We start from the raw sequence: 22,942 nt of genomic DNA on the forward strand, positions 1-22,942 counted from the left end.
CGCTGCCACCGTCTTGCAGTGCGGCGCTACCCCATGAACCCCAGATTCACCGGATACGCCGACCCCCCGAAATTCCCGATGCGCGGCAGCACGCCCGCCAGTTCGGTGTTCGCCACGCCGAACCAGCGCGCCAGGGTGGCAGCGTACTGGTCCACGGCCGTGCTGGGCAGCAGGCGCCCCTGGCCCACGTGCCACTGGTCTTCGCTGCCGCTGCCGTTGCCCACGCTTACCGGTGGCGGCGCGCCGTAGAAGGCCGCGCCGCGCACCGCGCCGCCGACCACGAAATGGTGGCTGCCCCAGCCGTGGTCGGAGCCGTCGCCGTTCGAGGTGAGGGTGCGGCCGAAGTCCGAGGCCGTGAAGGCGGTGACCTTGTCGGCCACGCCCAGCTCCGCCGTGGCGTTGTAGAAGGCGGTCATGGCGCTGCTCACCTTGTCCAGCAGCGCGGGCTGGGTGGCGATGAGGTTGTCGTGCAGATCGAACCCGCCCAGCGAGACGAAGAACACCTGGCGCTTCGTGCCGAGCGCGCCGCGCGCCGCGATCAGCCGCGCCACCACCTTGAGCTGGTCGGCCAGCGCATTGTTCGCGGGGAAGGCGGTGGAGAGGTTGGCGCTGGCCAGCGCGGCGGAGATCTGGCCTTCCGCGCCGATGGAGCGCTGCGTGACGCGTGCGTATTCCGCCTCCAGCACATGGCTGCCGGCGGCCTGCACCAGTTCGCTGAAGACGCCGCGCACCGCGGCGGAGCCATAGATGTTGCCCTTCACGCCGTTGATGGGCACGGCGCCGCTCGGGCTGATCTGGTATTGCAGCGCCTGGTCGCCCGACAGGAACACGGCATTGCCGCTCGCCGAGATGCAGGTGAAGAGCGAGGTGGCGTTGGACGACAGCGCGAGGTCGCCCAGGTTGCCGCCCCAGCCGACGGTGGAGCCTTCGGCGCCCTGCGACTGCCAGACCGATTGCTGGTCGTTGTGCGAGAACAGCTTGGGCGGCAGCGGGTAGTTGCGCCGGTCGCCGCTCGCGTACTGCGCGCGCGTGAGCGGCACCAGCAGCGGCCCGACGTTGAGCTGCACGGCCGCGCGGCCGGCGTTGAAGAGGCCGGCCATGCCGGTCATCGCCGGGTGCAGCGCGTACTGCAGGCCGCCGGCCAGCGGCGACGCGGGCCGCAGCACCGTGGCGTCCAGCGCCGCGCGCCCGAGCGCGATGCCGCCGGCCGTGCCGTCGCTGTGGCCGCCGCGGATGGCGGAATACTGCGCGTAGCGGGCGCCGTCGTAGGGCACGACGGTGTTGGCGTAGTCGCAGCCGCCGAACAGGAAGACGCAGACCAGTGCCTTGTAGTCCTGCGCTTCGAAGGCGGCTGCCTCGCCCATCGCGGCGAGGTTCAGGGCCATGGGCAGTGCGGCGCCCGTGGCGGCGAGCTGGGCCGAGCGGCGCAGGAAGGCGCGGCGCGAGTGGCGTGCGGGATCGATGAACGGCATGGGATGGGCTCCGGAAGGGGGACGGCGCGGGCCGTTCATTTCATTTCTGCACGAGGTAGGCCGGGCAGGCCATGACCAGGAGCACGGCGGCCGCGACGCGGTTGAGCTGCGCCGCGGCGCTGCTCGTGGCCGTGACCGGCGTGGCCGCCAGCGCCTGGGCGATGCGCGCCTGCGTGGCGTCCGGCACCTGGCCGGCCGACAGCAGCAGCGCCGCCTTGCGCACCAGCGCCGCGGGGTCGGTCACCAGCGGCAGCAGGGCGGCGTAGTCGCAGGTGATGTCGAAGCCATTGGCGGCGTTGCTGGCGCTGTTCTGCGGCACGTCCGGCGCGTTCACGTACAGCCCGTTGCGGATCGCGTTCTGCATGAAGTTCAGGTAGCCGCCCACGCTGGATTCGGTGACGATCTGGAACTCCGGCGCCACCTGTCCGGCGGATGCGAGGGCCGTGGAGGGCGGCACGTAGCCGGGGCGGAAGAAATTGAACACCGAGGGCGATCGCAGCGGGCTCTGCCCCAGCCGCGTGGCGGGATCGCTCAGGTCGCCGAGCTTCCAGCTGCCCCGGGCCGAGCGCAGGCCGAAAGTGCGGCCCCACTGCACGAAGCGCACCATGGGCTCGCGCAGCCGGCCGAACGCGGGGCTGGAGAGGCCCGCGGCGCTGCGCGCTTCCGTATCCAGCAGGATGGCCGCGACCACGGCGCGCAGGTCGCCGCGCACGCCGCTTCCGTTGTCCGCGAAGGCGGCGGCCACCCGCGCCACGTAGGCGGGGCTGGGGTTGCTCGTCACCAGGCGCTGGATGAGCTGGCGGCTGATGAAGGGCGCCACGTTGGGGTGGCGGAAGAGCGTATCGAGCGCGGTCTTCAGGGCGGCGTCGCCGGCGGCACCGGCCGCGACGGTAGTACCCAGGAAGGTCGCGGCCAGCGTGGAATGCCGGCTGGCCGTGAGCACCATCGGCAGCCGGGCCTGCTGCGGGCCCGGCACGGTGCTGGTGCCCACGGTGAAGGACTGGTTCTGGCTGCGGTCGTAGTCGTAGCCGGTGAACACCCGCGCGAGGTTGCTCACGTCGGAGGGGCCGTAGGTCTCGATGCGGTTGCCGTTCGCGTCGCGCTGCTCGGTGCCGTCGGCGTTCAGCCGGTACAGGCCCAGGGTGAAGAGCTGCATCACCTCGCGCGCATAGTTCTCGTCGGGCTGCCGGCCGGTGCGCGCATCTTCCTTCTGGCTGCCCAGGACGTTGAGGTACACGCCCATGCCGGGGTTGAGCGTCACCGCTTCCAGCAGCGCACGGAAATTGCCGAGCGCATGCTGGTTCAGCACGTCCCAGTAGCCGGCGGCGAGGAACGCGGGCCAGGTCTGGTTCAGCCCGGTGGTGGAGACGACCATGATCTCCGAGAGCGCCAGCGCCACGCGCTTGCGCACGGCGTCGCGCTCGGTGAAGAGCTGCGCCCACAGCATGTAGTCGGCCGGGTACGAGGCGTTGTGGTAGCGAGTGTCCGCGTTCGCCACGCCGTAGCCGCGCTGCATGAGCCACTCGGTGCCCGTGGTGTCGACGGGCTGGGCGAACTGCCGGGCCAGCCAGGCGGCATAGCCCTGGGTGCGCACTGCGGCGATCTCTTCGTCGGAGGCGGAGAATTGCGCCTGCAGCAGGAAGCGCGCGGCCTCTTCGGCGGTGGGGGCGGACGCCGCCGCTGGACCGCTGCCTCCGGCCTCGGTGGCTCCGCCGCCCGGTGCGCCGGCCGGATCGCCGCCGCTGCCGCCGCCGCAGGCCGCGAGGATGCCCGCTGCCGCCAGGCTGGCCAGGGCCGGCACGGCCGGAGACGGCACCGGCGTGGCCGCCATGGCGGGGGGAAGGACCGTTTCAGGCGGGCGCTCGGCCACCTCGGCGGGTGCCGTGGGAGTGGGGTGCATGGATCAGCTTCCGTAGGGGCGGGAGACTCGGACACGGGTGGCAACGCACCTGCGCCGGGAAACGTGCCTAACGCAGAAAAGTGCTGCAGGTTGTCAGCATGCAGGCGGATACGCGGAAAAATGGTGACTAATTGTTACCATGTCGCCCTATGTTGCATGGCGGAATCAACGGCACTGAAAACCTCCCCGGACAGCGGCATCTCCCGTGAAAAGTCAGGTGCCGGTCAGCTTCGCGCCGGGCTGGATGCCGGGCCCTCGCCGCCGCCGAGCCGGAAGGCCCCCGCCGCCTGTACCAGTTCGTCGGCCTGCGCGCGCAGGCTGTTCGCCGCCGCGGCCATTTCCTCGACGAGGGCCGCGTTCTGCTGCGTGGCCTGGTCCATCTGCGTCACGGCCTCGCCCACCTGCGCCACGCCCTGGCTCTGCTCCTGGCTCGCCTCGCTGATCTCGGCCATGATGCCCGTCACGCGCTGGATCGCCTGCACCACCTCGGCCATGGTCGAGCCCGCCTGGTCTGCGAGTTCGCCGCCCTGCTGCACGCGCTGCACGCTGTCGGTGATGAGCGCCTTGATCTCGCGGGCGGCTTCGGCGCTGCGGCCCGCCAGCGCGCGCACCTCACCGGCCACCACGGCGAAGCCCCGACCCTGCTCGCCCGCGCGCGCCGCTTCCACGGCCGCGTTCAGCGCCAGGATGTTGGTCTGGAAGGCGATGGAGTCGATCACGCCGGTGATGTCGGCGATCCGTCCGGACGAGGTACGGATGCCCTGCATCGTCTGCACCACCTGCGTCACCACCTCGCCGCCCTGCGCGGCCACGAGGCTGGCGTTCATGGCGAGCTGGTTGGCCTGGCGCGCGTTGTCGGCGTTCTGCCGCACCGTGGCCGTCATCTCTTCCATGGACGCGGCGGTCTGCTCCAGCGCGCTGGCCTGGCTCTCGGTGCGCGCCGACAGGTCCATGTTGCCCTGTGCGATCTGCGCGCTGGCCGTGGCCACGCCCTCGGCGCCGCCGCGCACTTGCGCCACCATGGGCTTGAGGCGGGCGCGCATCTGCTGCTGGGCCGCGATGAGGCGCCCCACCTCGTTCGTGCCGTGCGGCACGTCGCTGCCGCCCAGGTCGCCGTCCGCCACGGCGCTCGCCAGCTGCACGGCCTGCGCGAGCGGCTGCGTGATCGAGCGCATGAACACCACGCCCAGGCCCGCGCCCACGGCCAGTGCCAGCAGCAGCGCGACCAGGGCGATCGCCAGCGTGCGCTGGTCGGCCGCCACGCGCTCGCGCAGTGCCGCGTCCAGGCTGGCCATGGCCGTGGTGTTGAGCCGGTTCAGCGCCTCCAGCGTGCCGGTCAGCTGGTCGAAGTAATCCTTGGCGGGCGTGGTGATGTCCGTGGCCGACAGCAGGCTGCGGTCCACCAGTTGGCGCGATGCCGCCACGCGCTGGCGCACGTCCTGCACCGGGCCGGCCAGGGCCTGGCGCAGTGATCCGTCGGCCAGTGCGCGCTCGAAATTGCGGAACGTGTCGGCTTCCAGCTCGCCCACCCGCTGCTGCAGGGCCTGCAGTGCGCCTTTGCCCTCCGGCGGCAGGGCCTGGCGCGCGAGGTAGCCCGCGCCCTGCCCGCGCAGCAGGCCGAGCTTCTCGCCGAGCATGGGAGCGTTCACGGCGGCGGCCTGGATCAGGTCCTGTGTGGCGGTGTCCGGATCGGTCTGGAATCCATAGTGGTGCAGCAGCTCTTCGCCGATCTGCATCAGCACCGCCACGAGCTGCGTATGCTGCGCGAGGCTCTGCGGCGGCTGCAGCGCGCGCGTGCCCACGGCCTGCTCCAGCGCGCGCCAGGTCTGCTCGGCCTGCGCCCAGGCGCGCACCTGGGTCTCCGGCACGCCGGCTTCCGCGAACGCCTTGCCCGCCTCCGCGAATGCCTGGTTGAGCGCGTCGCGCGCGGCAGGGCGCCGCGCGGCCAGCGCCTCGTCACCGCCCAGCATGGCCGCCGACAGGCCGCGGTGCACCTGCAGCTGCTGCACCACCCGGTTCACCGCGATGAGCGGCGCTGCGCCCCGGCTCTCGCGCTGGGCGGCCCCGATGTCCTGCAGCGACCCGCGCACATACAGGACCGTGGGCAGGGCGCCCATGAGCAGAGCGATCACCCCCAGGATGAGGAATTTGTGGAGCAGGCTCAGGCGGTGCAGCGGAGACATGGTGGGGGCCGGTTGGGATGGGGAAAAGGGCGTGCGCGGGCCCTGCGCAAACGATTGTGGGTCAGCAGGGACGCAAGAGGTGTGCCGACACGCGGAAGACTTGACCAACATCAAGTGCGATCCATCTTCATAATGGGCATGCGGCTTGCCGCACGAATCCCCCTCAACCCGCCGGCAGCGCGTGCCGTAATGGATGCCTGCCGCCCCCGGCGGCACCACGGCCGCGTTGCAGCGCCGCACTGCGCCCCCGTTCCATGCCCTTGCTCTCCACGCCCCACCCCGTCCCGCCAGGCCCCGCCTGCTCCTGCGCAAGCCAGGCGGGTGGCATCGCCCTGCGCGGGAGCGTGCGATGAGCGCCGCAGCGCAGGGGCAGGCCGCCGTGCCGCTGGCCCCGCGCGACCTCCTGGCCGCGCTCGCCGTGGTCGTGCTGTGGGGCGTGAATTTCGTGGCGATGAAATGGGGGCTGCGCTTTTTCACGCCCTTCCAGCTCGGCGCGATGCGGTATGTCTTCGCCGCGCTGCCGCTCGTCTTCTTCCTGCGGCCGCCTGCCGTGCGCTGGCGCTGGGTGGTGCTCTACGGGCTCTTCCAGGGCGTAGGGCAGTTCGGCATGGTGTTCCTCGCGCTGCGCGTGGGGCTCACCGCGGCCCTGGCGAGCGTGCTGCTGCAGACGCAGGTGTTCTTCACCGCGTTCTGGGCCTATCTGCTGCTGCACGAGCGTCCGGGCCGACCGCTGGTGGTCGGCCTGGGGCTGGCGGCCCTGGGCCTGGTCTGCTTCGGCCTGCATTTCGTCGCGCCCGGCAGCGCATCGGATGAGGTGACGCTCGCCGGCGTGGGGCTCGCGCTCTGCGGCGCGGCGTCCTGGGCCGCGTCCAACATCGTCGCGCGCATGGCCCAGCAGGAGTCGCCCGGCTACCGGCCGCTGTCCTTCGTGGCCTGGAGCAGCCTGGTGCCGGTGCTGCCCTTCGTCGCGCTCTCCATGGCCTTCGACGACGATGCCGCGCGCTGGCTGCGGGCCGACGCGTGGACGGCATTGCCCGGGCTGGCCTGGGGATCGGTGGCGTACCTCGGCTGGGCGGCCACCATCCTCGGCTACGGGCTCTGGACGGGGCTGCTCACGCGCTATCCGGCCAACCGCGTGGCGCCCTTCAGCCTGGCCGTGCCGGTGGTGGGCCTGTCGGCCGGCATGCTGGTGCTCGGCGAGCGCGTATCGGCCTGGCAGTGGGCAGGCATCGCCGCGGTGGTGGCGGCGCTGGCCTGCGTGGTGCTGGGGCCGCGCTGGGCCGCGGCGCACCGGCGCTGAACGGTGCGCCCGGTGGTCCAATCGGGCCATGGGCATCCACCACCTCTACCTCGCGGTCGCGATCGGCGCCGAAGTCCTCGCCACATCGTTCCTCAAAGCCTCCGAAGGCTTCACCCGGCCCGTGCCGAGCCTGGTCACCCTGGCCGGCTACGGCGTGTCGTTCTATTTCCTCTCGCTCACCCTGCAGGCGATTCCCACCGGCATCGCCTATGCGATCTGGTCCGGCATCGGCATCGTGCTGGTGTCGACCATCGGCTGGCTCGTCTATGGCCAGCGGCTCGACGGCCCGGCACTGGCGGGCATGGGGTTGATCCTGGCGGGCGTGCTCGTGATCAACCTGTTCTCGAAGACGGCGGGCCACTGAGGCCCGCCCCTGCCGCTACAGCGGGCGCCGCCGCGCGAACCGCACGACCGTGACGCCCGTGCGCGCCTGGCGCGTGGAGGGCATCACCAGCACGCAATCGTCGTAGGGCGTGGCGACGGGTTCGCCGTCGTTGTCGCCGATCACCGTGCCCGCCTGGGGAATCACTTCCAGTGCCGTCACCGGGCGCACGAAGCGGAAGCCGCTGCTGCGCGCGACGACCGGGCCCGTCACCTCCAGCACCCATTGCCGCGGCGCATCGGGCTGGCGCCAGCCGGGCAGGGCCTGCGCCAGCGCGGCGGCATCCAGCGTGCCCGCGGCTTCAAGAAAGCGCGCGCACTGGTCGCGGGCCACGGTGCGGCTCGCCGGATCGCCGTGGAAGCCGCATTCGATCAGCAGCGATCGCGTGCCGTTCTCGCCCGCCTCGCCGGCATCCGCGTGGCCGAAGCGGCCGTAGTCGCGCATGCGCACGCCGTCCTGGTGGCCGGCGTCGGCCACCACGTATTCGGGCGCGCCCATGCGCCGTGCCAGGGCCTGGTTGCGCGCATGCGTGCCGGTGAGCAGCAGCGGCGCGCCGGGCTCGTGCATCGAGTGCAGGTCGAGCAGCCAGTCGGCTTCGCGCACGAAGGGGCGCAGCGCGGCCGCGCGGCGGCGTTCCTGCGTGTCCGCGGCATCCAGCCGGTCGTCGCTCCATTGGCGGTTCATGTCCTGGTCCACGAAGCGCGAGGCGTCGTGGTCCTGCGGATCGAAGCGGTCGAAGGCGGCCAGGTTGCAGAAGGCCAGGGTCAGGCTGCCCGCCTGCGGCCGGAGGCCGGCGTCCAGCAGATCGCACAGCGCCCAGGCGCCGCACAGCTCGTTGCCGTGCACCAGGGCGGTGATCAGTACGTGGCGGCCGGGCCGGCCCGAGTCGAAGCGCCAGACGCCTTCGGTGCCGGTGTTGCCGGCGCGCCATGCGCCGAGGTCGGGTTTCGGCAGCTCGAAGCGCAGGGAGGAATCAGTGGTATCGGAAGCCATGGGCATCACTCCTCGATCTTGGCGAACTGGACGATCTTGCGGTACTTGGCCACTTCGGAGGCCAGGTAGGCGTCGAGATCCACGGAGGGCGAGGCCACGACCGATCCGCTGGCTTCCAGCTTCTTGCGGAACTCCGGCGCCTGCAGGGCTTCGCGCGTCACCTTGCGCAGCTTGTCGGCCACCGGGCGCGGCAGGTTGGCGGGGCCCATCAGCGCGAACCACACGTTGATGTCCACGTTCTTGAACTGCGGCAGCTCGGCCAGGGCCGGAATGTCGGGCGTGATCGCCGAGCGGCGGGCCTCGGTCGTGCCCAGAGCCACCACCTTGCCGCTGCGGATGTGCGGCAGGCCGCTGGATAGCACGAACACGCCGAACTCGATGTTGTTGCCCAGCAGGTCGTTGGTGAGCGGCGCCACGCCGCGGTAGGGGATGTGCGTCATGAAGAGCTGGCCCTGCTCCTTGACCATCTCGCCGGCCAGGTGGAGCGACGTGCCCACGCCCGAGCTGCCGTAGCTGGTCTTGCCCGGCTGCGATCGCACGCGCTGCACGAACTCGGCGGCGGTCTTCACGCCCGAGCCGGTGGAGGCCACCAGCACCAGCGGCTGCGACGCGATGAGCGACAGCGCCGTGAAATCCTTCACGTCGTACTTGACCTTCTTCGTGACGAGCCGGTTGATCGCGATCTCGTTGCTCGCGCCCAGCAGCAGCGTGTAGCCGTCCGCTGCGCTGCTGGCCACCTTCTGTGCGCCGATCGCGCCGCCAGCGCCGCCCAGGTTCTCGATCACCACCGGCACGCCCAGGCGCGTGGAGAGCTCCGGTGCCAGGGTGCGGGCCGTCAGGTCGGTGCTGCCGCCGGGCGGATAGCCCACGACCAGCGTGATCGGCTTGGAGGGCCAGGCATCCTGCGCGAATGCGGCCTGGGGACCGGCGAAGGCAGCGGCCAGGGCGAGCGGCGCAAGCAGGGCGAGCGCGCCGCGACGGGACGAACCGGCGCGCTCGGGCGCACGGTGGTGGCGGAACAATGGCATGAAAGGTCTCCGTGGGCGGTGGAATGGGGTGGGCCCGATTGTGGGATGCCCCTGCCGGCAGGCCGTGCCAAAACGGCACGCAGTGGTGCTGTTTTGGCACGCGGAGATTGCGGGTGCTCAGCTGCGCGACAGCGCCTGCCACACGGCCTCGGCGGCCTCCGTGAGCCGGCGCTTGGGGCGCACCAGGCGCACGTCGAACCGCAGCTCCAGCCGCCGGTCGCCCGCGGGGGCCAGCCGGCCGCTCTGGCAATCCGGGCGCACCATCGACCACGGCAGCCACGCCACGCCCAGGCCGCGGTGCACGTACTCGTACTGCGCATCGGCCGAATCGCATTCGATGATGCGGCGCAGCCGCGGCGCCAGCGGATGCCGCGCGAGCAGGTCTTCCACCAGCCGCCCCAGCGCCAGCGTGTCCGCGTACGCGAGGTAGGGAACGGCCGGGCCGGTGGGCGACAGCGCGTGTTGCGGGGCGCCCTGCGCGTTCGCCCGCGACACCGGCACCAGCCGGTCCGAAGCGAGGGTGGCGTGGGCATAGGCCCGGCCATCCAGCCGCACCTCCAGCGCCGCATGGTGGTAGCCGAGCCAGAGGTCGGCCTCGCCGCGCTCCAGCATCGCCACGGTCTGCGCCAGCCCGTTGGTGACTACGTGCAGCTCCGCGGTCCGCAGCGTCGCGCGCATGCGCGGCAGCGCATCCGCCAGCACCGTGCGCGCCAGCGTGCGGCCCGTGGCGAGGGTCACCGACCGCGCCTGCCGCCCGGCGATGGCGCGCAGCTCGTCCTGCGACTGCGCCAGCTCCCGCGCCAGTTGCTCCGCCGTCGCGAGAAACGCCGTGCCTGCCGCGGTCAGCCGCACCGGGCCGCCGGCAGCGCCGCGGGCACTGCCATCGGCACCGGGCGCCGGCTCGCCTTCCGCGCCGCCGCGCTCCACCAGCGCCGTGCCCGCCCAGGCTTCGAGCGCCCGGATGCGCCGGCCGAATGCCGGATGCGTGACGTGCCGCGACTCGGCCGCGCGCGTGAAGCTGCGCTCGCGTGCCAAGGCGATGAAGTCTTCCACCCATTTGAGCTGCATGGCGCGGTCTGGTGCGTGTGGGCGGCAGCGGTGGATCGTCCGGCCGTTGCGGCCTGCAGTGTGCGCGCTGCCGGGTATCAGCCCCGCGCCGCGTTCAGCGCAGCGCGCGTGGCCAGCGCCGCCTGCCGGGCCGCTGCGGCGAAGCCGTCGTCCGCGCTCGCGTACAGGATGGCGCGCGAGGAGTTCACCACGATCGGGCCGTCCGGCCGCAGGCCGGCGCGCACCGTGGCGGCGGCATCGCCGCCCTGGGCGCCCACGCCCGGAATGAGCAGAGGCAGCGTGGGGGCGAGGGCGCGCACGCGTTCGATCTCGGCCGGGTAGGTGGCGCCCACCACGAGGCCGAGCTGGCCGTTGCGGTTCCAGGGGCCCTGGGCCTGGCGCGCGACGTGCTCGAACAGCAGCGGCTGTCCGTCCACGCTCGCCAGGCGCTGGCTCTGCAGGTCGTCGCCGCCCGGGTTGGAGGTGCGGCACAGCAGGAAGGCACCCTTGCCGTGGTAGGCCAGATAGGGCTCGATCGAGTCGAAGCCCATGAAGGGCGAGAGCGTCACCGCGTCGGCGCCGTAGCGCTCGAAGGCCTCGATCGCGTACTGCTGGGCGGTGGAGCCGATGTCGCCGCGCTTGGCGTCCAGGATCACCGGCACGTGCGGCGCCGTGGCGCGCATGTGCCGCACCAGGCGTTCGAGCTGCTCTTCCGCGCGGTGCGCGGCGAAGTACGCGATCTGCGGCTTGAAGGCACAGGCGAGGTCGGCCGTGGCATCGACGATCGCCGCGCAGAAGTCGTAGATCCGGCCGGCGTCGCCGCGCAGGCCGGCGGGAAAGCGCGCGGGTTCGGGGTCCAGGCCCACGCAGAGCAGGGAGTCGTTGCGCGCGGTCGCGTCCCGCAATTGTTCGAGGAAGGTCATGGCCGGCAATCGTCGGGTCGGAGGGATCGGGCCGCTCACGCGGCGCGGGCGCGCTTCTGCAGGATCTCGAAGGCCGGCAGTTCCTTGCCTTCCAGCACTTCCAGGAAGGCACCGCCGCCGGTGGAGATGTAGCCCACGTCCTTCTCGATGCCGTACTTGGCGATGGCGGCCAGCGTGTCGCCGCCGCCCGCGATGCTGAACGCAGCGCTCTGCGCGATCGCGCGCGCGATGGTTTCCGTGCCGTGCGAGAACGCGTCGAATTCGAACACGCCCACCGGGCCGTTCCAGACGATGGTGCCGGCGGACTGCAGTTGCGCGGCCAGGCGCTTCGCCGTCTCGGGACCGATGTCCAGGATCAGGTCGTCCTCGGCCACGTCGGCCGCGGCCTTCACCGTGGCGGGGGCGTCCGCCGCGAAGGTCTTGGCCACCACCACGTCGGTGGGGATCGGCACTTCGGCGCCGCGCGCCTTCATGGCCTCGATCACGGCCTTCGCCTCGCCCACGAGGTCGGCTTCGGCCAGGCTCTTGCCGATCGGCAGGCCGGCGGCCAGCATGAAGGTGTTGGCGATGCCGCCGCCCACGATGAGCTGGTCCACCTTGTCGGCCAGGCTCTTGAGGATGGTCAGCTTGGTGGACACCTTGCTGCCCGCCACGATCGCGGCCAGCGGGCGGGCCGGCTGGGCCAGCGCCTTGCTGATGGCGTCGATCTCGGCCGACAGCAGCGGGCCGGCGCAGGCCACCTTCGCGTATTCGGCGATGCCGTAGGTCGTGCCCTCGGCGCGGTGCGCGGTGCCGAAGGCGTCGTTCACGTAGATGTCGCAGAGCTTGGCCATCTTCTGCGCCAGTTCCGGCTGGTTCTTCTTCTCGCCCACGTTCACGCGGCAGTTCTCCAGCAGCACGACCTGGCCGGGCTGCACCTGCACGCCGTCCACCCAGTCGGCCACCAGCGGCACGTCGCAGCCGAGCAGTTCGGCCAGACGCGCAGCCACGGGCGCGAGCGAGTCGGCGGGCGTGAGCGTGCCTTCCGTGGGGCGGCCCAGGTGGCTCGTCACCATCACCGCGGCGCCCGCGTCCAGCGCCATCCGGATGCACGGCACCGAGGCGCGGATGCGCGTGTCTTCGGTGATGCGGCCGTCGTCGTCCTGGGGCACGTTCAGATCGGCGCGGATGAACACGCGCTGGCCACGGGCCTGGCCCTGGGCGCAGAGGTCGGAGAAGCGGAGGATTTGCATGGGGGAGACAGGAGGATGTGGAAAAGCCCGGCGGCCGCGGAAGGCGGCGCACCCGGACGGTCGCGGAAAAAAACTGCGGGCGATTGTAGGCGCCGCACCGCCGGCACTGCCGTAGGCGGCGGGCTACAGGCGGCCGGTGCGCGCTCGCTGTGCGCCGCGCTACCAGCCCAGCCCGATGTGCAGCGGCAGGTAGACCGCCATGCCCACGCAGATCGTGCCCAGGATGCCCCGGCGCCAGAAGTAGTAGCTCGCGGCGCAGACCAGCGCCGGCAGGCGCGCATCCTTCAGCGTATCGATGAATTCGCCGCCCGCCATGAAGAGCTCCGGCGCGAGCACGGCCGCCAGGGCCGCGAGCGGGGCGTATTTCAGGCCGCGCTTGAGCCACGAGGGCATCGGCACTTCGTTCTCGGGAATCATGAAGAACGCGCGCGTGACCAGCGTGATCACCCCCAGCCCGACGATCGCGATCACGGTTTCGGTCACCGATGCGCCCATGCCGCCTCCCCGCCCCTGCAACTGCTGTCCGTCATGGATGTTCCTCCTCGCGCAGCGGCACCACGTCGCCGTCCTCCACATGCTTTTTCTCGTCGGGCCTCAGCTTGCCGTGCGCGGGCACCAAGCGCACCTCGGGCCGGCGGCGCAGGTGGCGGTCCACCGCCTCGATCAGCAGACCCGCGGCCACGGCGGCGGCGATCGCCACCAGGATGTTGAGCTTGAGCGGCAGCGAGAACGCCGCGATCGCCGCGGTCATCGCCACGCCCGTGGCGATCCAGGTGGCGCGGTCGAACAGCATCGACAGCAGCACGCCCAGCAGCGCGAGCACGCCCGCGAAGCCCAGGCCCCACGACAGCGGCACCACGTTCGCGAGCAGGATGCCGGCGATCGACGGAATCTGCCAGGAGCACCAGTTGAGCACCGCCGCCCCCCAGAAGTACGGCACCTGCTCGGCCTGCGGCGCGGGCCGGGGGAAGCGCTTCATGAACGCGACGAAGATCACGTCGCCGCTGAAGTACCCCACCGCGAGCCGCTGGCGGCGCGGCAGCCACGCGAAATAGCTGCGCCACATGCTGCTGAAGATCACGAAGCGCAGGTTCACGCAGCACGCGGCGAGCCACATCACCCAGAGCGGCGCGCCGGCCGCGAGCAGCGGCAGCACGGTGAGCTGCGCGCTGCCCGCATACACCATGAGCGACATGAAGATCGCCAGGCCCGCGGGCATGCCGCTCTTGACCATCGCCACGCCGGTCACGAGCCCCCAGGCGCCGATGCCCACGCTGGTGCCGATCATGTCGGTCATGCCGGTGCGGAAGTACGGATGCCGCACCATCTCGCCCACCGACTGCGGTACGGGCCCCTCCGGCGCCTGGGCGGACAGGTCGCCGGGCACGCTCATGCGCCCGCTCCGCCGCCGAGCACCATGCCCGGCGCGAGCGGATGGCCGCGCAGGAAGTCGCCCACCGGCAGGCGCTTGCCGCCCGCGCGCTGCAGCACCGTGAGGCGCAGCACGCCGGCCGCTTCGGCCGCTCCGTCCGCGTCACCGCAGGCCACGTCCACGCCGCCGCCATCGACCTGCAGGATCTCGCCGGGCTTCGCGGCCGCAGCAGGCCGCTGCGGCAGGGGCTCGCAGGCCCAGACCTTGATGGTTTCGGCCCCGCACGAAGTCGAGGCGCCCGGGAACGGATCGAAGGCGCGCACGCGCCGTCCGATGGCCTCGGCCGGCAGCCGCCAGTCGATCGCGCTCTCGGCCTTGTCGATCTTGTGCGCGTAGGTCACGCCTTCGGCGGGCTGGGGCGTGGCGGCGAGGCCGCCGCAGGCCGCCAGTTCCAGCGCCTCGACGATCATCCGGCCGCCCAGGTCGGCCAGCCGGTCGTGCAGCGTGGCCGTGGTGTCCGCGGGAGCGATGGGCGTTTTCTCCGTGAGCAGCATCGCGCCCGTGTCCAGGCCCGCGTCCATCTGCATGATGGTCACGCCGGTCTCGGCATCGCCGGCCTCGATGGCGCGGTGGATGGGCGCGGCGCCGCGCCAGCGCGGCAGCAGGCTCGCGTGGATGTTCAGGCAGCCCAGGCGCGGCAGGTCCAGCACCCACTGCGGCAGGATGAGCCCGTAGGCCGCGACCACCATCGCATCGGCTCCGGCCGCTTCCAGCGCGGCGCGCGCGGCCGCGGCATCCTCGGCGTATTTGCCGTCCAGCCGCAGGCCGCGCGGCTGCGCCACCGCGATGCCGTGCGCGAGGGCGCACTGCTTGACGGGGGACGCCTGCAGCTTCATGCCCCGGCCGGCGGGGCGGTCGGGCTGAGTGAGGACGAGGGGGACGCGGATGCCTGCGGCGAGCAGGCGCTCCAGGGCCACCCGCGCGAAGTCGGGCGTGCCCGCGAAAATGATCTTCATGGCGGCGGAAGGGGGCGCTCCCGCAGGGGCGCCGAACGGTCAGAAATGGAACGGGTCGCGCGGATCGGGCTCGTCGGTGAACATCACCTTGCGGACCACGCCGTGGCGGTCGATGTGCACGTGCCCGAAGCGGCGCGTGTTCATGTCGTCGAGGAACCGGTAGGTCCAGATGTCGCCATCGAAGCGCGCCACCTGCTCCACGCGCATCGGCGGGCCGAAGAAGCGCCGGACGTCCTCTACCGGCGTGCCGGCCGGAATGCCCGCGAGGTTCTGGAAGTTGAGGACCTGGTCGCGCCGCACGAGGCGGCCCTGCGCATCGAAATCGAGGTGGTAGACCTGCCGCCCCATGGGCTGGGTCGTGTAGACCATGCGCTCGCCGCCGCCGGGCAGCGCCGAGGAGAAGTAGGGTGGGCCCAGCTCGCGCAGCACCGCGTCCCGCGGCGCACCCGGCCGCAGGAAATCGGGCGACGCGCAGGCCACCAGCAGCACGGCCAGGCACGCCACCGCGACGCGGCGCCAGAGCGTGGCCGCGCGTCCGGTCATGCCCGCGCCCTCTGCTGCTGCTTGACCAGCTTCGTCTTGATGCGGTTGCGCTTCAGGGGCGAGAGGTATTCGACGAACACCTTGCCCAGCAGATGGTCCATCTCGTGCTGGATGCAGATCGCCATCAGGCCCTCGGCCTCGATCTCCCGCGACTGGCCCTGGGCGTCCAGGGCGCGCACGCGCACGGCGGTGGAGCGCTCGACGCCGTCGTAGATGCCGGGCACCGACAGGCAGCCTTCCTCGCCGACCTGCTTGTCCTCGCTCGCCCAGAGGATCTCGGGATTGATGAGCACCACCGGGGTGTCGCGGTCTTCGGACACGTCCATGGTGATGATCCGCTCGTGCACGTCCACCTGCGTGGCCGCCAGGCCGATGCCCTGCGCGTCATACATGGTCTCGAACATGTCGTCCAGCAGCGCGCGCACGCGGTCGTCCACCGCCGCGACGGGCTGGGCCACCTTGTGCAGGCGGGGATCGGGATAGCAGAGGATGGGAAGGAGGGCCATGGGAGAGACGGGCGGAGATGTCGCTATTTTCGCCACTTTCGTGCGGCGGCGTCGCGGGCCGGGGCAATAATCATTGCCCGATCCAGGGCTTGGGGCCAGAATCCGCAGAGATTTGTAACGTATCGGCCGGCAAGTTTTGTCACCAGCAAGACGGCCCGCTGCCAGTGAGGGGCGCTTTGCGATGTGTGCTGACAAGAGCAACGACGGGATCGAGACCATGAAGCCATCTGCCCGCCCGGGCACTGCCCTGCCGGGCGCCCTGGCGCTGGCCGCCGCGGCGCTGCTGGCCCCCATGGCGGTGCAGGCGCAGAACTATCCCATCACGGCAGACCAGCGCGCCACGGCCCAGCAGGTGGCCTCCCGCGGCGTGCCGCTGGCCGAGCTGGCGCCCAGCGCGCCCGACACCTACGTCGTCAAGCGCGGCGACACGCTCTGGGCCATCTCCGGCATGTACCTGCTGCGGCCCTGGCGCTGGCCCGAGCTCTGGGGCATGAACCTGCAGTCCATCCCCAACCCGCACCTCATCTTCCCCGGCCAGACGCTCTATCTCGAGAAGATCGACGGCTACGCCCGGCTGCGCACCGCGCGCGGCGGCACCGGAGGCGATCCCGAGACGGTGCGCGTTTCCCCGCGCACGCGCACCGACAGCCTGGCCGGCACCGCGCTGCCCACGCTGCCGCCGCACCTCATCGAGCCGTTCCTGGTCGAGCCGCTGGTCGTGGACGAACTGACCTTCTCGCAGGCGCCGCGCATCGTGGCCACGGTGGACGAGCGCGTGCTCATGGCGAACGGCGATCGCGCCTATGCCCGCGGTCCGGCCGGCCAGCCGCTGCTCCTGGAACCCTCGACGCCCCGGCTCTACCGCGTCTTCCGCAATGCCGTTCCCATGAAGGATCCGGAATCCGGCGAGATCCTGGGCTACGAGGCCCAGTACGTCGGCCGTGCCGAGCTGCTGCGCGGCGAGGCCACAGCGGAGACCCGCACGCCCGACGGCGTGACGACGGACGTGGTGCCCGCCACCATCGAGCTCTCCCGCGCCAAGGAGGAGATCCGCTTCGGCGACCGCCTGCTGCCCGCGCCCGAGCGCGGCTACGCCAGCTATACGCCCCAGGCGCCGCAGTTCGCCGTGGATGCGCGCGTGGTCTCCATCTACGGCAGCGCGGCCGTGGCGAACGCGGCGCAGAACCAGGTGGTGGCGATCAACCGCGGCACGCGCGACGGCATGCAGCCCGGCCTCGTGCTCACCGTGCTCACCAAGGGCGAGCGCATCGTCGACAAGACCGATCCGGACCGCGGCACCATCAAGCTCCCGAGCGAGGCCAACGGCACGGGCATGGTGTTCCGCACGTTCGACCGCGTCTCGTACGTGCTGCTGCTGCAGGTGCGGCAGGGCGTGCGCGTGGGCGACCGCCTCGTGAACCCGCAGTAGGCGCGGCCAAAGTAACGCGGCCGTGGCGCCGCGCCGCTATGCTCGCCGCATGCAACGCGACGAACTCTCCGCATGGCTGCGCCTCACGCTCACCCCTGGCGTGGGCCCGGGCACGGCGCGGCGGCTGCTGGCCGCCTTCGGCCTGCCGCAGCAGATCTTCCGGCAGCCGGAAGATGCCCTGGCCGCGCACGCCACGCCATCGCAGGTGAAGGCGCTGTGCGCCGTTCCGGGCGGCCTCGCCGCGCTGGAAGAGGCCACGTGGCAATGGCTCCATGCCGCAGCGCCCGAGGAGGGCACCCCGGAGAACGAACCGCCCGTGCGGCGCATCGTGACGCTGGGCGACGCGGCCTACCCGCCCGCGCTGCTGACGATCGAAGACCCGCCGCTCCTGCTGTACCTGACGGGCGCGGCGCGGTGGCTGGATGGCGACGGCCCGTCGCACTGGCCGATGGAGCGCTGCGTGGCGATCGTCGGCAGCCGCAATCCCACGGCCCAGGGCGCGGAGAACGCCCGGCAGTTCGGGCGCGCGCTGCGCGGCGCCGGCCTGTGCATCGTCTCCGGGCTGGCGCTCGGCATCGACGCCGCGGCCCACGAGGGCGCGCTGGAGGCCGGCCCCGGGCCGGGTAGCGGTGCCGCAACCCTTCCGTGCACGATCGCCGTCGTCGGCACGGGGCTGGACCGGGTCTATCCGGCCCGGCACCGCACGCTGGCGCACCGTATCGCGCGGCAGGGCGTGGTCGTCAGCGAATACCCGTTGGGCACGCCGCCGCTGGCCGGCAACTTCCCCCGGCGCAACCGCCTCATCGCCGCGCTGTCGCAGGGCACGCTCGTGGTCGAGGCGGCGCTCGCCTCCGGCTCGCTCGTCACGGCCCGGATGGCCTCGGAGCAGGGGCGCGAGGTGTTCGCCATTCCCGGCTCCATCCACGCGCCACAGTCGCGCGGCTGCCATGCGCTCATCCGGCAGGGGGCCAAGCTCGTGGAGTCCGCGCAGGACGTGCTGGAGGAATTGCGCTTGCCCGCGCCCGCGGCGGTGCCTGCCACGGGTGGCCAGGCCATGCACGGCGAAGAGGATGCGCAGGACGCAAGCGAGGGCGATGCCGGGCTGGATGCCGTCGATACCGGCCGGCACGCCGCGCTGCTGTCGGCCCTGGGTTTCGACCCCGTGGGCCTGGACGCCCTGGTGGCCCGCACCGGCCTGGATGCCTCCCGGCTGCAGGTGGCCCTGCTGGAGCTGGAGCTGGACGGGCACGTGGCCCGGCTGCCCGGCGGGCTCTTCCAGCGCATGGCGCGGGGATGAGCGCGCTGCCGAGGCGGCCTGCTCACACGTCCAGCATCAGCCGCAGGTTCTGCACGGCCGCGCCGCTCGCGCCCTTGCCGAGGTTGTCCAGGCGGGCGACGAGCACGGCATGGCGGTGGGTCTCGTTCGCGAACACGCGGATCTCCAGCATGTTGGTGTCGTTGAGCGCCAGCGGATCGAGCTTGCCGTCCTCGGTGGGCGGCAGCACGCGCACCCACTGCTCCGGCGTGTTGCTGCGCGCGTAGTGCGCGGCCAGGGCATCGTGCAGGTCGGCCCCCTTGGGCGCGCCCGGCAGCAGGTCGAGGTGCAGGGGCATCTGCACCAGCATGCCCTGCGCGAAGTTGCCCACCGACGGCACGAAGATCGGCCGGCGCGTGAGGCCCGTGTACTTCATGATCTCGGGCAGGTGCTTGTGCGACAGGCCCAGCCCGTACATCTCGAACGGCGCGGCCTCGCCCTTCTCGTAGGCTTCGATCATCGTGCGGCCGCCGCCCGTGTACCCGCTCACCGAAGGCAGCGCGATGGGGTGGTCGGCGGGCACCAGGCCGGCATCCACCAGCGGGCGCAGCAGCGCGATGGCGCCGGTGGCGTAGCAGCCGGGGTTCGCCACGCGCGTGGCGCCCGCCACGTCGGCGCGCTGGCCCGGGGCCAGTTCGGGAAAGCCGAACACCCAGCCCGGCGCCGTGCGGTGCGCCGTGCTGGCGTCGATCACCTTGATCGTGCGGCCCGTGGCCGCCTCGATGCCGTCGACCAGCGCCACCGTCTCGCGCGCCGCGTCGTCGTGCAGGCAGAGCACCACCATGTCCACGCCGGCGATCAGGTCGCGCTTGGCCGAAGCGTCCTTGCGCAGTTCCGGCGCGATGCTCACGAGTTCCACCTGCGGCATCGCCTGCAGGCGTTCGCGGATCTGCAGACCCGTGGTGCCGGCTTCGCCGTCGATGAAGATCTTGGCCATGGACATGGAGACTCCTGAAAGAGGGAGGGGCGCGGAAAGCCGGCGCAGGGCTACGTGACTCCCGCAGGGGATGGTGCGTCGCAGCATGATACAGTCGCCGGCTGCCATGTCACCCACCCGCGGCCAGACATCCGGTCATGGCAAACGGGTAACCACCATCCTTCCCCTGAGAGAGACCTCATGAAGATTCACGAATACCAAGGCAAGGAAATCTTGCGCAATTTTGGTGTGCCCGTTCCCCGCGGCATTCCCGCGTTCACGGTGCAGGAAGCCGTGGAAGCCGCCCAGAAGCTCGGCGGTCCCGTGTGGGTGGTCAAGGCCCAGATCCACGCCGGTGGCCGTGGCAAGGGCGGCGGCGTGAAGGTCGCCAAGAGCATCGACGACGTGAAGAAGCTCGCCGGCGACATCCTGGGCATGCAGCTCAAGACGCACCAGACCGGTCCCGAAGGCCAGAAGGTCCGCCGCCTCTACATCGAAGACGGCGCCGACATCAAGAACGAACTCTACGTCTCGCTGGTCACCGACCGCGCCACGCAGAAGGTCGCCCTGATCGCTTCCAGCGAAGGCGGCATGGACATCGAGGAAGTGGCCCACTCCACGCCCGAGAAGATCATCACCGAGATGATCGACCCCCAGACCGGCATCACGCCCGAGCAGAGCAAGAAGGTCGCTGCGGCCATCGGCCTGACCGGCGCCTCCGTCGACCAGGCCGTGGACATCTTCGCGAAGATCTACAAGTGCTACATGGAGACCGACGCGTCGCTGGTCGAGATCAACCCGCTGAACTGCGACTCCAAGGGTGACCTGATGGCCCTGGACGCGAAGTTCAACTTCGACGCCAACGCCCTGTTCCGCCATCCCGAGATCGTGGCCTACCGCGACCTGGACGAAGAAGACCCGGCCGAAGTGGAAGCCTCCAAGTTCGACCTGGCCTACATCAGCCTGGACGGCAACATCGGCTGCCTGGTGAACGGCGCGGGCCTGGCCATGGCCACCATGGACACCATCAAGCTGTTCGGCGGCGAGCCGGCCAACTTCCTGGACGTGGGCGGCGGCGCCACCCCCGAGAAGGTCACCGAAGCCTTCAAGATCATGCTGAAGAACCCCAAGGTCGAAGGCATCCTGGTGAACATCTTCGGCGGCATCATGAAGTGCGACACCATCGCCACCGGCGTGATCACCGCCTGCAAGGCCGTGAACCTGAACGTGCCGCTGGTCGTGCGCATGAAGGGCACCAACGAAGAGCTGGGCAAGAAGATGCTGGCCGAATCCGGCCTGCCCATCATCGCCGCAGACACCATGGCCGAAGCCGCGACGAAGATCGTTGCCGCCGTCAAGTAAGCCCGGAGAACACTCATGTCGATCTACATCAACAAAGACACCAAGGTCATCACCCAAGGCATCACGGGCAAGACGGGCCAGTTCCACACCGAGAAGTGCCAGGAATACGCGAACGGCAAGAACTGCTTCGTGGCCGGCGTGAACCCGAAGAAGGCCGGCGAGTCGATCTTCAACATCCCGATCTACGGCAGCGTCAAGGAAGCCGCGCAGCAGACCGGCGCCACCGTGTCGGTGATCTACGTGCCGCCCGCAGGCGCCGCCGCCGCGATCTGGGAAGCCGTCGAGGCCGACCTCGACATGGCGATCTGCATCACCGAAGGCATCCCCGTGCGCGACATGCTCGAAGTGCGCAACAAGATGAAGGCCAAGGAAGCCGCCGGCGGCAAGAAGACCCTGCTGCTGGGCCCCAACTGCCCCGGCCTGATCACGCCCGACGAGATCAAGATCGGCATCATGCCCGGCCACATCCACCGCAAGGGCCGCATCGGCGTGGTCTCGCGCTCCGGCACGCTGACCTATGAAGCCGTGGCCATGCTGACCGAAGTCGGCCTGGGCCAGTCGAGCGCCGTGGGCATCGGCGGCGACCCGATCAACGGCCTCAAGCACATCGACGTGATGAAGGCCTTCAACGACGATCCCGATACCGACGCCGTCATCATGATCGGCGAAATCGGCGGCCCGGACGAAGCCGAAGCCGCCCAGTGGTGCAAGGCCAACATGAAGAAGCCGATCGTCGGCTTCATCGCCGGCGTCACCGCCCCTCCCGGCAAGCGCATGGGCCACGCCGGCGCGCTGATCTCCGGCGGCGCCGACACGGCCGATGCCAAGCTCGCCATCATGGAAGAGTCCGGCTTCGTCATCACGCGCAACCCGTCCGAACTCGGCAAGCTGCTCAAGGCCCAGCTGAAGTGACCGCCGCGGTTCCGCTGCCCGGAAGGGCGGCGGACGGCATGCGCCACTAAGCAGAACTACGCACTCCGGTGCGTGGCCTGCCCGCTACACTGTGCGCTCCCAAAAAGAGAGGCGCCCGAAACGCAGGTTTCGGGCGCCTCTTGCATTCATAACAGTGGAGCAACCGCCATGGAATTCCTGCAGACCGCCGACTTCTGGATCGGCCTGGTGAAGATCGTCTGGATCAACATCATCCTCTCGGGCGACAACGCCGTCGTCATCGCCCTGGCAGCCCGTTCGCTGCCCCCGCACCAGCAGAAGAAGGCCATCGCCTGGGGTTCCGGCGCCGCCGTGTTCCTGCGCATCGTGCTCACCGTGGTGGCCGCCAAGCTGCTCGAACTCTCCTTCCTGCAGATCATCGGCGGCTGCCTGCTGCTCTGGATCGGCTTCCAGCTGCTGACGGAAGGCGACGAGGAAGAGGGCGAATCCAAGGCCAACGGCGGCCTGATGGCCGCCGTGCGCACCATCCTCATCGCCGACCTGGTGATGAGCCTGGACAACGTGATCGCCGTCGCCGCCGCGGCCCATGGCAACATGGTGCTGCTCATCCTGGGCCTGGCCATCAGCATCCCGCTGGTCATCTTCGGCAGCACGCTCATGATCAAGCTGATGGAGCGTTTTCCCGTCATCGTCCTGCTGGGCGCCGGCCTGATCGGCTGGGTGGGCGGCGAGACCATCGTCAGCGACGTCGCACTGCACGGCTACGTGATCGCCCATCCGTGGCTGCATTACGTGGCGGCCGCCCTGGGGGCGCTGCTCGTGGTGGGCGGAGGCAAGTGGATGCAGATGCGGTCGCAGCGCCGGGCTGCCGCCTGACGCCTTCCCCTGGCGCCCGCAGTGGCGGGCCCCTGGGGGCCGGTCGGGGCCTGGGCCGGCCTGCCCGACTCCCATCCGCTGCCGCGCCGGGGGACCGGACCGGCGGCGGAAGTACTGCGAGTCACGCTCCGACCGCCATGCCTCGTCTATGATGCCCTCCGAGACGCACAGGGAAAAGGTATGGGGAATTTCACATGGCCGCAGCAATGACACGCATGACCCTGGCGCTCGACCGCGCCGCCAGCCGGCGCGACCG

At 71.0% G+C, this 22,942-nt stretch carries 21 protein-coding genes; 7 read left to right on the forward strand and 14 right to left on the reverse strand.

Annotated elements, in window-relative coordinates:
* Positions 1 to 26: 26 nt before the first annotated feature.
* The 3 genes from Q9R47_RS03300 to Q9R47_RS03310 all read right to left on the reverse strand — a co-directional run bounded on the left by Q9R47_RS03300 (position 27) and on the right by Q9R47_RS03310 (position 5,555).
* Positions 27 to 1,472, reverse strand: a complete 1,446-nt coding sequence (locus Q9R47_RS03300) for a DUF1501 domain-containing protein (protein ID WP_311231770.1) — start codon at positions 1,470 to 1,472, stop codon at positions 27 to 29.
* Between the two features lie 40 nt (positions 1,473 to 1,512).
* Positions 1,513 to 3,372, reverse strand: coding sequence for a DUF1800 family protein (locus tag Q9R47_RS03305; RefSeq protein WP_311231771.1), 1,860 nt, complete (start codon positions 3,370 to 3,372; stop codon positions 1,513 to 1,515).
* A 224-nt stretch (positions 3,373 to 3,596) separates the two neighbouring features.
* On the reverse strand, positions 3,597 to 5,555 hold the full coding sequence (locus Q9R47_RS03310; protein ID WP_311231772.1) for a methyl-accepting chemotaxis protein: 1,959 nt from the start codon (positions 5,553 to 5,555) through the stop codon (positions 3,597 to 3,599).
* A gap of 349 nt (positions 5,556 to 5,904) precedes the next feature.
* Here Q9R47_RS03310 and Q9R47_RS03315 point away from each other — a divergent pair, with 349 nt between their 5' ends.
* A complete protein-coding gene (locus Q9R47_RS03315; protein WP_311231773.1) occupies positions 5,905 to 6,855 on the forward strand; it encodes an EamA family transporter in 951 nt (316 codons plus the stop codon).
* Between the two features lie 28 nt (positions 6,856 to 6,883).
* Positions 6,884 to 7,219 (forward strand): SMR family transporter, encoded by a 336-nt coding sequence (locus Q9R47_RS03320; protein ID WP_311231774.1) that lies wholly within the window; start codon positions 6,884 to 6,886, stop codon positions 7,217 to 7,219.
* 15 nt (positions 7,220 to 7,234) lie between these two features.
* Here Q9R47_RS03320 and Q9R47_RS03325 read toward each other — a convergent pair whose 3' ends face one another.
* From Q9R47_RS03325 to def, 10 genes are all read right to left on the reverse strand, one after another.
* On the reverse strand, positions 7,235 to 8,236 hold the full coding sequence (locus Q9R47_RS03325) for a succinylglutamate desuccinylase/aspartoacylase family protein (protein WP_311231775.1): 1,002 nt from the start codon (positions 8,234 to 8,236) through the stop codon (positions 7,235 to 7,237).
* A complete protein-coding gene (locus Q9R47_RS03330) occupies positions 8,236 to 9,258 on the reverse strand; it encodes a tripartite tricarboxylate transporter substrate-binding protein (RefSeq protein WP_311231776.1) in 1,023 nt (340 codons plus the stop codon). Before Q9R47_RS03330 ends, Q9R47_RS03325 begins: the two co-directional genes overlap by 1 nt.
* Positions 9,259 to 9,375: 117 nt before the next feature.
* Positions 9,376 to 10,326 carry a LysR substrate-binding domain-containing protein gene (locus Q9R47_RS03335; RefSeq protein WP_311231777.1) on the reverse strand — a complete coding sequence of 317 codons (951 nt, stop codon included), beginning with the start codon at positions 10,324 to 10,326 and terminating at the stop codon, positions 9,376 to 9,378.
* Between the two features lie 77 nt (positions 10,327 to 10,403).
* Positions 10,404 to 11,228, reverse strand: coding sequence for an orotidine-5'-phosphate decarboxylase (pyrF, locus tag Q9R47_RS03340; protein WP_311231778.1), 825 nt, complete (start codon positions 11,226 to 11,228; stop codon positions 10,404 to 10,406).
* Between the two features lie 35 nt (positions 11,229 to 11,263).
* On the reverse strand, positions 11,264 to 12,460 hold the full coding sequence (locus Q9R47_RS03345) for a phosphoglycerate kinase (protein WP_311231779.1): 1,197 nt from the start codon (positions 12,458 to 12,460) through the stop codon (positions 11,264 to 11,266).
* A 159-nt stretch (positions 12,461 to 12,619) separates the two neighbouring features.
* Entirely contained in the window at positions 12,620 to 12,955 is a 336-nt protein-coding gene (locus Q9R47_RS03350) for an AzlD domain-containing protein (protein WP_311231780.1), read from the reverse strand.
* Between the two features lie 31 nt (positions 12,956 to 12,986).
* Complete coding sequence (locus tag Q9R47_RS03355; RefSeq protein WP_311231907.1) at positions 12,987 to 13,787, reverse strand: AzlC family ABC transporter permease; 801 nt, start codon at positions 13,785 to 13,787, stop codon at positions 12,987 to 12,989.
* Positions 13,788 to 13,849: 62 nt separating this feature from the next.
* Positions 13,850 to 14,848: a methionyl-tRNA formyltransferase gene (fmt, locus tag Q9R47_RS03360; RefSeq protein ID WP_311231781.1), complete on the reverse strand. Its 999-nt coding sequence runs from the start codon at positions 14,846 to 14,848 to the stop codon at positions 13,850 to 13,852.
* A 39-nt stretch (positions 14,849 to 14,887) separates the two neighbouring features.
* Positions 14,888 to 15,391, reverse strand: a complete 504-nt coding sequence (locus tag Q9R47_RS03365; RefSeq protein ID WP_311231782.1) for a hypothetical protein — start codon at positions 15,389 to 15,391, stop codon at positions 14,888 to 14,890.
* Positions 15,388 to 15,897 (reverse strand): peptide deformylase, encoded by a 510-nt coding sequence (gene def / locus Q9R47_RS03370; RefSeq protein WP_311231783.1) that lies wholly within the window; start codon positions 15,895 to 15,897, stop codon positions 15,388 to 15,390. Before def ends, Q9R47_RS03365 begins: the two co-directional genes overlap by 4 nt.
* Positions 15,898 to 16,078: 181 nt before the next feature.
* Here def and Q9R47_RS03375 point away from each other — a divergent pair, with 181 nt between their 5' ends.
* Together Q9R47_RS03375 and dprA are read left to right on the forward strand one after the other, a co-directional pair.
* A complete protein-coding gene (locus Q9R47_RS03375; protein WP_311231784.1) occupies positions 16,079 to 17,326 on the forward strand; it encodes a LysM domain-containing protein in 1,248 nt (415 codons plus the stop codon).
* Positions 17,327 to 17,375: 49 nt separating this feature from the next.
* Entirely contained in the window at positions 17,376 to 18,623 is a 1,248-nt protein-coding gene (gene dprA, locus Q9R47_RS03380; RefSeq protein ID WP_311231785.1) for a DNA-processing protein DprA, read from the forward strand.
* A 22-nt stretch (positions 18,624 to 18,645) separates the two neighbouring features.
* Here dprA and argC read toward each other — a convergent pair whose 3' ends face one another.
* Positions 18,646 to 19,578, reverse strand: a complete 933-nt coding sequence (gene argC / locus Q9R47_RS03385; RefSeq protein WP_311231908.1) for an N-acetyl-gamma-glutamyl-phosphate reductase — start codon at positions 19,576 to 19,578, stop codon at positions 18,646 to 18,648.
* 180 nt (positions 19,579 to 19,758) lie between these two features.
* On the opposite strand from argC, the gene sucC reads away from it, so the two are divergent.
* From sucC to Q9R47_RS03400, 3 genes are all read left to right on the forward strand, one after another.
* A complete protein-coding gene (sucC, locus tag Q9R47_RS03390; protein ID WP_311231786.1) occupies positions 19,759 to 20,919 on the forward strand; it encodes an ADP-forming succinate--CoA ligase subunit beta in 1,161 nt (386 codons plus the stop codon).
* Positions 20,920 to 20,934: 15 nt separating this feature from the next.
* Positions 20,935 to 21,831 carry a succinate--CoA ligase subunit alpha gene (sucD, locus tag Q9R47_RS03395; protein WP_311231787.1) on the forward strand — a complete coding sequence of 299 codons (897 nt, stop codon included), beginning with the start codon at positions 20,935 to 20,937 and terminating at the stop codon, positions 21,829 to 21,831.
* Between the two features lie 168 nt (positions 21,832 to 21,999).
* A complete protein-coding gene (locus tag Q9R47_RS03400) occupies positions 22,000 to 22,686 on the forward strand; it encodes a TerC family protein (protein ID WP_311231788.1) in 687 nt (228 codons plus the stop codon).
* The last annotated feature ends 256 nt before the right edge of the window (positions 22,687 to 22,942 follow it).

This window comes from Acidovorax sp. PRC11, assembly GCF_031844105.1.
Lineage (GTDB): Bacteria > Pseudomonadota > Gammaproteobacteria > Burkholderiales > Burkholderiaceae_C > Paracidovorax.